Annotated in this window: 11 protein-coding genes; 5 read left to right on the forward strand and 6 right to left on the reverse strand. The window is 60.1% G+C overall.

All coding sequences use genetic code 11. The annotated features are described in order from the left end of the window. Positions 1 to 236: 236 nt before the first annotated feature. From EJA72_RS18175 to ppnN, 4 genes are all read right to left on the reverse strand, one after another. Positions 237 to 461 (reverse strand): hypothetical protein, encoded by a 225-nt coding sequence (locus EJA72_RS18175; RefSeq protein WP_157712797.1) that lies wholly within the window; start codon positions 459 to 461, stop codon positions 237 to 239. 156 nt (positions 462 to 617) lie between these two features. Beyond that, positions 618 to 1,004 (reverse strand): hypothetical protein, encoded by a 387-nt coding sequence (locus EJA72_RS18180; protein WP_157712798.1) that lies wholly within the window; start codon positions 1,002 to 1,004, stop codon positions 618 to 620. Positions 1,005 to 1,185: 181 nt separating this feature from the next. Next, on the reverse strand, positions 1,186 to 2,217 hold the full coding sequence (locus EJA72_RS18185; RefSeq protein WP_157712799.1) for an alpha/beta fold hydrolase: 1,032 nt from the start codon (positions 2,215 to 2,217) through the stop codon (positions 1,186 to 1,188). A 250-nt stretch (positions 2,218 to 2,467) separates the two neighbouring features. After that, positions 2,468 to 3,841 (reverse strand): nucleotide 5'-monophosphate nucleosidase PpnN, encoded by a 1,374-nt coding sequence (gene ppnN / locus EJA72_RS18190; RefSeq protein WP_157712800.1) that lies wholly within the window; start codon positions 3,839 to 3,841, stop codon positions 2,468 to 2,470. A 210-nt stretch (positions 3,842 to 4,051) separates the two neighbouring features. Between ppnN and EJA72_RS18195 the strand changes: the two genes are divergently transcribed. Then, positions 4,052 to 4,579 (forward strand): DUF3087 domain-containing protein, encoded by a 528-nt coding sequence (locus tag EJA72_RS18195; RefSeq protein ID WP_157712801.1) that lies wholly within the window; start codon positions 4,052 to 4,054, stop codon positions 4,577 to 4,579. A 20-nt stretch (positions 4,580 to 4,599) separates the two neighbouring features. Next, positions 4,600 to 6,177, forward strand: coding sequence for a sensor domain-containing diguanylate cyclase (locus EJA72_RS18200; protein ID WP_157712802.1), 1,578 nt, complete (start codon positions 4,600 to 4,602; stop codon positions 6,175 to 6,177). A 2-nt stretch (positions 6,178 to 6,179) separates the two neighbouring features. Here EJA72_RS18200 and EJA72_RS18205 read toward each other — a convergent pair whose 3' ends face one another. Both EJA72_RS18205 and EJA72_RS18210 read right to left on the reverse strand, forming a co-directional pair. Further along, positions 6,180 to 7,097: a LysR family transcriptional regulator gene (locus EJA72_RS18205; RefSeq protein WP_157712803.1), complete on the reverse strand. Its 918-nt coding sequence runs from the start codon at positions 7,095 to 7,097 to the stop codon at positions 6,180 to 6,182. A gap of 3 nt (positions 7,098 to 7,100) precedes the next feature. Further along, positions 7,101 to 7,493, reverse strand: coding sequence for a DUF2784 domain-containing protein (locus EJA72_RS18210; protein ID WP_157712804.1), 393 nt, complete (start codon positions 7,491 to 7,493; stop codon positions 7,101 to 7,103). A gap of 142 nt (positions 7,494 to 7,635) precedes the next feature. On the opposite strand from EJA72_RS18210, the gene EJA72_RS18215 reads away from it, so the two are divergent. From EJA72_RS18215 to EJA72_RS28985, 3 genes are all read left to right on the forward strand, one after another. After that, on the forward strand, positions 7,636 to 8,334 hold the full coding sequence (locus EJA72_RS18215) for an AzlC family ABC transporter permease (protein ID WP_157712805.1): 699 nt from the start codon (positions 7,636 to 7,638) through the stop codon (positions 8,332 to 8,334). Next, entirely contained in the window at positions 8,334 to 8,645 is a 312-nt protein-coding gene (locus EJA72_RS18220; protein WP_178129422.1) for an AzlD domain-containing protein, read from the forward strand. The genes EJA72_RS18215 and EJA72_RS18220 overlap by 1 nt, the downstream gene beginning before the upstream one ends. A gap of 67 nt (positions 8,646 to 8,712) precedes the next feature. Next, a complete protein-coding gene (locus EJA72_RS28985) occupies positions 8,713 to 8,871 on the forward strand; it encodes a hypothetical protein (protein ID WP_178129421.1) in 159 nt (52 codons plus the stop codon). The last annotated feature ends 433 nt before the right edge of the window (positions 8,872 to 9,304 follow it).

Raw genomic sequence — 9,304 nt, forward strand, 5'->3', positions numbered from 1 at the left:
GCGGCGGGCCCACGGAGCAGGACCGGAGCGAGGGCATGCCGAGCCTTAGCGAGGCACCGAACGAAAGGGGCAAGAGCCCTTGGTTACTTGGGGCTCTTCCAAGTGACTCGCCGTAAGGGCGAAACCAATAGCGGCCGTAACCAAAGAAACGGATATGTACCCTAGCAAAAAAAGAAAAACCCCGGGAAGACCAAATCCCCCCGGGGTTCCAACGACAAACAACTCAAATCCGCCAATCAATACCGCTGATATTTGGAGCCAAACTCCGGACGGTTTTCAGCAACGTAGAGTTTGCTCGCCTGAACGTCTTTATGATCAACGCCAACAGTATTCACATTCAGTGTGGCCGGTTGGCTGACTTTGACCGAGGCGACCATTTGCGGAGACTTGTGTGGGGCGGCAATGGCCGATGTAGCACCAAGTACCGACAGGGCGAAACCAAGACCGATAATGCTTTTCATGTTGTTGCTCCAGAGCGTGGGAAGAAGATGTGGCCACTGTAGGGCCGGAACGCCGTGATGAAAAAACACCCTTGCGCATAGTCGATATCACGCGCGGTGATCCAACAAAAAAAGCCCGAAGGTCCGGGCTTTTAAGTGTTTCAGGTTCGCGGCAGATCAGTAGCGCTGATACTTCGAACCGAACTCAGGACGGTTTTCCGCAACCACCACACCGCCGCGTACTGCGTTGCCCGGGCTGATCGATGCCACACGTTCACGCTGCTCCTGCAGGCGATCGGCGCCACCTTCGGCAACGCGATTTTCGATCAGGCGGTCGGAACCGCCTTCCGCCACACGTTCACGCAGCTCTTGCAGGCGATCAGCACCGCCTTCAGCGACGCGGTTCTGTTGCAACCGATCCGAGCCGCCTTCCACCAGCAGTTGCTGGCCTTGGCTTTGGGGCACAGCACTGTGGGTAGTGGCCGATGCCAGGTTCGACAGGCCAAGACCACCGACCAGTGCCAGACCGAGTGCCAGGGACGAAACTTTCGAGAAGTTGAACATGATTGAATCTCCGTGCGTTTAGTTTGAGTGGGTCGGTAGCTGCTGCTATCCGGTGAACACAGTTAAACGCCCGGGTGTATCGCTGATGTGTGCGAGAGGGCGTCGAAATCGGCGGCTGCGTATCTGGCGCGGGTTCATATACAGACAGATACAAATATCAACGCCCCAAAAGGCCCGGCACCTATAGCGTCGCGACATCAATCACCGCATCGGCAAATGCTTGCGGTGCTTCCTGGGGAAGGTTGTGTCCGGCGTTCGGCACCTGGCGGTGAATCCGCTTTCCGGTGAATCTCTTCGCCGTCGCCGAACCATCGCCCGCCGGGAAGTTGCCGTCGGTGATGCCGTCGAGGGTGATCGCCGGCATCGTGATCGGCGGCAGGGCGGCCAGGCGTTTTTCGATCTCGACATAGGCCGGGTAGCCGTCGGCCAGGCCCAGGCGATGGCGATAGGAATGGATGACCACATCGACGTAGTCCGGGTTGTCGAAGGCGACGGCCGTACGCGCCAGGGTGGCGTCGTCGAAATTCCAGCCCGGCGAATTGCGGGTCCAGATGACCTTGGCGATGCCGGTGCGGTCGGCGGTCAGGCCGAGGCGGCCGCGTTCAGTCTGGAAATAATACTGATACCACAGGCCCGACTCGATTTTCGGCGGGATCGGCGCCGTCGCGTGGGCGATGTCCTGGATCAGGTAGCTGTTGACGCACACCAGCCCGGTGCAGCGTTCGGGCCACAGGGCGGCGGCGACGCACGCCGCGCGACCACCCCAGTCAAACCCGGCGAACACGGCGGTCTTGATGTTCAGCGCGTCCATCAAGGCGATGACGTCCGCACCAATGGCGCCTTGCTGGCCGGCACGCGGGGTTGCCGGGTCGATGAAGCGCGTGGTGCCGTGGCCGCGCAGGTGCGGCACGATCACCCGAAACCCGCGGGCGACGAGGATCGGTGCCACTTCTTCAAAGCTCTGGAGGCTGTAGGGGTAACCGTGCAGCAACAACACCACCGGCGCGTTTTTCGGTCCGGCCTCGTAGTAGCCGATGTCGAGCACGCCCGCGCGGATCTGCTTGATCGGGGTCAGTGGGGTTGCGGGATTTGTCGGCGTCGGTGCTGCCTGGGCGGTACCGATGTTCAATAACTGACTGGCGGCAAGGCTCGCGGCACCGATGCCAGCGATTTGCAGGAGGTGTCGGCGTTGGGTGTTGACGGGATCTGACATGGGGAGGCTCTCAAGCTGTGATGGACACTCTTCACAGTTGACCCCGGCGACGTATCTGGCTTGTTTCAAACGACCCGTGGGGGGTTAAGCCTCTGTATCCAAACGCCATTTGGATACATTGCGATACATGAAGCCATGCACCGAACACCTGTAGGAGCGAGCTTGCTCGCGATTGCAATGTGTCAAGCGACATCCATGTTGAATGTCATACCGCTATCGCGAGCAGGCTCGCTCCTACAGGGGGATTTGCTTAGGCAACCACCTGATAACACGGCACATACGCCGCGCCACCCGGCAATTTCATCCGGTGCTGGGCCACGAATGCCTTGAGCAACTGATCGAGCGGTTTCATCACGGCCACATCGCCATGAATCTGATACGGCCCGTGTTCTTCGATCAGACGGATGCCCTTGTCCTTGACGTTCCCGGCAACGATGCCGGAAAACGCGCGACGCAGGTTCGCCGCCAGTTCGTGCGCCGGCAGGTCGCGGGTCAGTTTCAGGTTGGCCATGTTTTCGTGGGTCGGGTCGAACGGGCGCTGGAAGCCTTCGTCGATTTTCAGCAGCCAGTTGAAGTGGAACGCGTCGTTGCGCTCGCGACGGAACTGCTTGACCGCTTTGAGGCCGGCCGTCATCTGCCGCGCCACTTCAGCCGGGTCATCGATGATGATCTTGTAGTGCTGCTTCGCCGCGTCGCCCAAGGTCGCGCCAACGAAAGCGTCCAGTTGTTCCAGGTACGCTGCCGCGTGTTTGGGCCCGGTGAGAATCACCGGGAACGGCAGGCCGTCGTTGTCCGGGTGCATCAGGATGCCGAGCAGGTACAGGAACTCTTCGGCCGTACCGGCGCCGCCCGGGAAAATGATGATGCCGTGGCCGACGCGCACAAAGGCTTCCAGGCGTTTTTCGATGTCCGGCAGGATCACCAGCTCGTTGACGATCGGGTTCGGCGCTTCGGCGGCGATGATGCCTGGCTCGGTCAAACCGAGGTAACGCCCGCCGTGAATGCGTTGCTTGGCATGGGCAATGGTCGCGCCTTTCATCGGGCCTTTCATCACGCCGGGACCACACCCGGTGCAGATGTCGAGGCTGCGCAGGCCCAGTTCGTGGCCGACTTTCTTGGTGTATTTGTATTCTTCGGTATTGATCGAGTGACCGCCCCAGCAGACCACGATCTTCGGCTCGACGCCGGGGCGCAGGGTGCGGGCGTTGCGCAGCAAGTGGAACACGTAGTCGCTGATGCCCTGGGAATTGCTCAGGTCGATGCGTTGGCTGTCGAGTTCGTTTTCGGTGTAGACGATGTCGCGCAGGGCGCTGAACAGCATCTCGCGGGTGCTGGCGATCATTTCGCCGTCGACGAACGCGTCGGCGGGGGCGTTCAGCAGTTCGAGGCGTACGCCACGGTCCTGCTGGTGAATGCGGATTTCGAAATCCTTGTAGGCCTCGAGAATGGTCTTGGCGTTATCAACGTGGGCGCCGGTATTGAGGATGGCCAGGGCGCACTGGCGGAAGAGGGTGTAGGTGCTGCCAGAACCGGCTTCGCTCAGCTGTTGCACTTCGCGTTGTGAAAGGGTTTCCAGGCTGCCTTTAGGGCTGACAGAGGCGTTGATTACATGTCTTTGGGTCATTCAATGATCCTTAAAACGATGTCATTCAGACAGGCAAATGGCATCCGAATAGTGTGTATCCGTTAAAGAAGATGGCACGAACTGCGCTGTATCGCCATTTCCCCGTTTGACGATGAAAAGATGAAAAGGAGCCCCAGCATAGCTAAATCCCTCACAGAGGCGATAATGCCGCCAGTCTTTTTGTCCATGACGTTAAGGAAACCTGCCGCAATGTTCGAAATCCAGCCGATGAACGCCGTCACCTTCCGCCAGCAGACACGGCGCAGCACGGTGGTCATTGCCCTGATTTTCATTGCGCTGTCGATGGTGTTGTCCACGACGGCGGTGGCCCTGTTTGGCGAACCCGGTGGCGACAACCTGCGGTTCAACGTCGGCGGGGTGTTTGTCGCGGTGTTGCTGCTGGCGGCGCTGATGCGCGGTACCTTCTGGTCGCAACCCTGGATGGCGCCGGCGGTCTACGGTTGGCAGCTCAAGCGCAGCCTGATGAGCATCACCAACGTCATGCACCAGGTCACTGCCGCCGTCGAAGCGGGCGATCCGACGGCGATGAAGCTGCTGCGCTTCTATCATTTGGGGTTGAGTCAGATGCACGAGCTGGACGGTAACTCCAGCGATCACGGTCAATTGACCCGTGAAATGGATCAACACAAGGCGCGGATGGAAGCCTTGGGCATCGATACCGAACAGACGCAATTGAATCCCGCCTGGCTTGAGGCGATGAAGCAGGCGTCGAAATAAAACAAAAATCAGGGAGCGACATGGGGCATCCGTCGATTAATGATCGTATAGAAACTTCCCGCTCTGCCGTGCCATTTTTGATCGGGCAGGGCGCAGCCACACTCAAGGTGCGTTCGGCGGTTGTTCTGCTGGTGGCGGTATGCCTGTCCATGATGGCGATTGTGATCTGGGAGACGTGGAACTCACGTCAGTACCATTTGCATGACAAAGAAGTCGCAATGTCCAACCTGGCGCAGACCCTGGCGTCGCAAGCGCGGGCCTCGATCAAGCAAGCCGATACATTGCTGTTTGCCTTGGTGGACCGAATTGAAAACGAAGGCGTGGCGCCCGCGCAGATTCCCCGGTTGCAACGTTTGCTGAGTGCCGAGCGCAGTGAGCTGAGCCAGGTCCATGGGCTGTTCGTTTTCGATGAGAACGGAAACTGGGTCGCCAACTCCAATGGCGCGGAAGTGCCCGGCGCCAATAATTCCGACCGTGAATACTTCGCCTTCCACCGCGATCACCCCGACCGTGGGCCGCACATCGGTCCGTCGATCAAGAGCCGTTCGAGCGGTGAATGGATCATGACCGTCTCGCGCCGCATCAATGACCCCGACGGCCGTTTCGCCGGCGTGGCACTGGCCACGATTTATCTCAGCCATTTTCTTGAGCTCTACGACAGCATCGACATGGGCCAAAACGGCGTGATCAACCTGATTGCCAACGATGCCAGCATTGTTGTGCGTCGACCGTTCAACGAATCCGAAATCGGCACCAGTGTTGCCGCCGGCCCGCTGTTTACCCAACTGTTGCCCAAGGGCGATTCCGGCACGGCGACGGTCCGTTCTGTGGTCGACGGCGTTGAACGCGTGGTCGGGTTTCGTCGGGTCGAGGGGTATCCGCTGATCGTCTTCGCCGCGTTGAACAAGGACGAAGTCCTGGCCGGCTGGCGAGAGGAGTCAATGCTGAGCGCTGGAATCGTGGCCTCGCTGCTGGGCTTTCTCGGCTTTCTCGGGTATCGCCTGATCCGCCTCATGAAGCAGCAGAATCACGTGCAAAGCGTGATGCTCGATGCTCAGGAAAAACTGCTGGAGGTCAACCGCAGCCTTGAATTGCTGGCCCTGGAGGACGCGCTGACCGGGCTGTCCAATCGGCGTCAGTTTGATTTGTTCATCCAGACCGAAGTAGGGCGCGCCCGACGCAGCCTGACTCACCTCGCGCTGCTGATGATTGATGTCGATCATTTCAAACTGTTCAACGATCACTACGGGCATCTGGCCGGTGACGAATGTTTGCGCAACATCAGCGCGATCATTACTGACAACATCAAGCGGCCGGGTGACCTGGCGGCTCGCTACGGCGGCGAAGAATTTGCGGTGGTGCTGCCCGGGACCGACTACGTCGGAGCGTTTCTGGTGGCGGAAAAAATCCGCCAGGCGGTGCGACAGGCGGGCATCGAACACGGTGAATGTCCCGAGGGCGCAGTGACGGTCAGCGTCGGTGTCGCGGCTTACGACCCGGCGTCGCAGGCCCAGCCCAACGACCTGGTCGCCGCCGCCGACAAAGCGCTTTACGTGGCGAAGGCCAGCGGGCGAAACATGAGCGTCATCGCCAACTGATCTCACGCAAAGCGGTCGCGACCCTGCACCAGTTGGGTGGAAAAGTACGTTTGCTTGAGCTTTTCCAGCCACCAACCGAGTGCGCGGCCGTCATGGTCGCCACGCCAGCCGGCATACAAAATGTTCGGCTCGCGCGGGTCGGCCATCTGCTTTTCCACCAGCGTACCGTTCTGCAGCAGCGAACCGACTCGATGCCTCGGTAACCAGCCCACCCCCAGGCCATCACACTGTGCAAGGATTTTGGCGCGCATGGTCGGTACCGCGAGTACCGTCTGCCCGCCGGAGACGCCGTACGTGCTGCCCTCGTTGGCTCTGGAGGAATCCGCCACGACAATCGCCCGATGCTGCGCCACCAGGGCGCGGGAAATCGGTTCCCGGGCTTTGGCCAGCGGGTGCTTGGGCGAAACCGCGAACACCCATTCCATTTCCCCCAGCTGCATCCAGCGCAACGTCGGGATGGCCGGCGGTTCGTTGGTGGCGCCGATGATCAGGTCCGCGCGGCCCTCACGCAGGGCTTCCCATACTCCTTTCAACACTTCCTGGGTGATGCGCAGCGGCACGCCGGATTCCAGGGCGTCAAACTCGCGGATCACCGGGATCAGGGTTTCGAATTCCAGCAACTCGTCGGTGACGATCCACAATCGGCTCTCCCAGCCGTTGGCCACTTGTTGCACCCGTTGCGTAAGGCGTGAAACGTCATGCATCAACCGCGCGGCCTCGTTCACCAGCAACTCGCCCGCCGGGGTGAGCTGCAAGCGATAGCGGCGCCGGTCGAACAGCAAGGCGTCGAAGCGCTCTTCAAGTTGCCGTGCGGCGTAGGAAATGGTCGAGGGCGCCTTGCCGAGGTGGGCCGCGGCCCGCGACAGGCTGCCGGTTTCGCGGATGGCTTCGAGCAGCGCCAGGTCTTCAGTCGACAGCATGGTTCAGATCCTCGGGTCGGTTGAGGCGCCGCGGCGTAACTTCCACAATTGGATCAACCGACGATAGACCACCACGTTGATCGCCAGCACGATGCTGCCAAGCCCCAGCTGGATCGCGGGTGTCAGCCCGGCCGGGTAAATGACCGGCCATACATAATGTTCAATGAAACCGCCGCCATAGCCGATTTGCCCGGCGGCATGGCGCATCAGGTTTTCCCAGTGGGTAAGCGGGCAGGTGAGCTGGAACGCTTCCACGGTCACGCCCCACGCGGCGGCGGGCAGGTGCCACCAGATCAACCGGGGCCATTTGAGCGCGAGCAACCCGCCGAACAGCACGAACAGAATGAACAGCAGATGAAACAGCACCAGCACATCGGCGGCGATTCGGTAAAGCATGTCGGCTCCATGACGTATCAGGCGAATGGCTTCATGGTACTCGGGTGGCGCGGTGGATGAAGGGCAAAGAGCGCAAGATTGTTCAAGCCATCGGCGGCCAGTGCTGGCACAGTTTGAGGTCTTTCCCAGGTTGTAGAGCGTTATGTCCAAATCACTCATGCCGCGCAGTGCCTTCCTTCGCGGCGCCGCGGCGATCATGCCGTTGTCCCTGGCGACCGCGCCTTGGGGGCTGTTGGCCGGTTCGATGGCCATCGAAGCCAATCTCACGCCCCTGCAAGGCCAGGGCTTGTCGAGCATCGTGTTTGCCGGGGCCGCGCAATTGGTGGCCATCGGCATGCTCAAGGGCGGGGCCGGTATCTTTTCGATTTTGCTGACCACGCTGTTGCTGACGTCGCAGCATCTGCTGTACGGCATGAGCATGCGTTCGGTGTTTTCACCGTTGCCGGGCCGCTGGCGTGTGGGGCTGGGGTTTCTGCTCACCGATGAACTCTTTGCCTTGACCAGCCAGCACGACAAACAGCAATTCAATCGCTGGTACGCGCTGGGCGTCGGCCTGACGTTCTACATCGCCTGGAACCTCTTCACCCTGGCCGGCATTGTGCTGGGCAGCAGCATTCCGGGGCTGGAACATCTGGGCCTGGATTTTTCCATCGCCGCGACTTTTATCGCCCTGATCACCCCGGTGGTGCGCAGCGTGCCAACGGTGGTGTGCGTGGCGGTGTCGTTGTTCTGCTCGGTGCTGTTCAGCTATTGGCAATGGGGCAGCGCGCTGGTGTTGTCCGGGTTGGCGGGGATGACGGCGGGTTTTGTCTGCAATAAGTTCTATGGGGTGCGCGCATGATGGTCTGGGCGGTGATTGTCGGGATGGGCGTGCTGGTCTTTCTGAACCGCTATGTGTTTTTGGAGCCGCGATTGCCGGTCCGCCTGAGCAGCAATGCGCGGCAGTTTCTCGGGTTTGCGGTGCCGGGCATGTTGACGGCGATCTGCGGGCCGATTGTATTCATGCCGGATAAACAGCTGAATCTGCAATGGGACAACCCGTACCTGATCAGTTCGCTGGTGGCGGTGGGGCTGGTGCTTTACACGCGCAATACCTTGCTCAGCATGTTGTTGAGCATGGGGTTTTTCTTTTTGCTGCGCTGGTGGTTGTGAGTCGGGGGGGGTGAAAGTGTTCTACGCTTAATGCGGGTGAATTTTTCTTAAGGGAAGGGAGGTGGGCATGGCTACCGAGCACAAACATCCTGACGTGGATGAAGACGTGGATGAGCCTACTGAAGAAGAGATTGAGCGGCAGAAGCGTGAAGAGCGGACCTGGAAGCATCCTGATGATGGTAAGGAGTTGTCGGATCGGGATATGGAATTTCCTCTGAAGCCCTGATTTTTTTGGGTTTTGATTGGGGGTATATCCGTTTCTGCGGTTGTGGCTGCTGGCGGTTTCGCTTTTACAGCGAGTCACTTTCGAAAAGCGCGAAAGTAACCAAAGCGCTCTTGCCCCTTTCGTTCGGTGCCTCGCTAGTGCTCGGCATGCCCTCGCTGCGGTCCTGCTCCGTGGGCCCGCCGCCATCGGCCATCCATGGCCGGGGGCGGCTAACCCGGCATCCATGCCGGGTTGCCCACTGCGCAGAACCTACACTCGGCCTCTCGAGGGGGCGAACACCGCAACAGCACCGCGAGGCGGCCTGAAAGCCGACCTGATTTTGCGGATGTGCCCAGTTCAAAAATGTGGGAGCCAGCCTGCTGGCGATGGACGTCAACGATAACGCGACCTGTCTGGAGGATCGCGGTGTCTGGGTATCCATCGCCAGCAGGCT

This window comes from Pseudomonas sp. PB120 (assembly GCF_009761815.1).
Taxonomy (GTDB): domain Bacteria; phylum Pseudomonadota; class Gammaproteobacteria; order Pseudomonadales; family Pseudomonadaceae; genus Aquipseudomonas.

Bases quoted from the DNA above. Each gene is read 5' to 3' on its own strand.
- EJA72_RS18175 (WP_157712797.1), bottom strand. From the start codon at position 461: ATGAAAAGCATTATCGGTCTTGGTTTCGCCCTGTCGGTACTTGGTGCT.
- EJA72_RS18180 (WP_157712798.1), bottom strand. From the start codon at position 1,004: ATGTTCAACTTCTCGAAAGTTTCGTCCCTGGCACTCGGTCTGGCACTG.
- EJA72_RS18185 (WP_157712799.1), bottom strand. From the start codon at position 2,217: ATGTCAGATCCCGTCAACACCCAACGCCGACACCTCCTGCAAATCGCT.
- ppnN (WP_157712800.1), bottom strand. From the start codon at position 3,841: ATGACCCAAAGACATGTAATCAACGCCTCTGTCAGCCCTAAAGGCAGC.
- EJA72_RS18195 (WP_157712801.1), top strand. From the start codon at position 4,052: ATGTTCGAAATCCAGCCGATGAACGCCGTCACCTTCCGCCAGCAGACA.
- EJA72_RS18200 (WP_157712802.1), top strand. From the start codon at position 4,600: ATGGGGCATCCGTCGATTAATGATCGTATAGAAACTTCCCGCTCTGCC.
- EJA72_RS18205 (WP_157712803.1), bottom strand. From the start codon at position 7,097: ATGCTGTCGACTGAAGACCTGGCGCTGCTCGAAGCCATCCGCGAAACC.
- EJA72_RS18210 (WP_157712804.1), bottom strand. From the start codon at position 7,493: ATGCTTTACCGAATCGCCGCCGATGTGCTGGTGCTGTTTCATCTGCTG.
- EJA72_RS18215 (WP_157712805.1), top strand. From the start codon at position 7,636: ATGTCCAAATCACTCATGCCGCGCAGTGCCTTCCTTCGCGGCGCCGCG.
- EJA72_RS18220 (WP_178129422.1), top strand. From the start codon at position 8,334: ATGGTCTGGGCGGTGATTGTCGGGATGGGCGTGCTGGTCTTTCTGAAC.
- EJA72_RS28985 (WP_178129421.1), top strand. From the start codon at position 8,713: ATGGCTACCGAGCACAAACATCCTGACGTGGATGAAGACGTGGATGAG.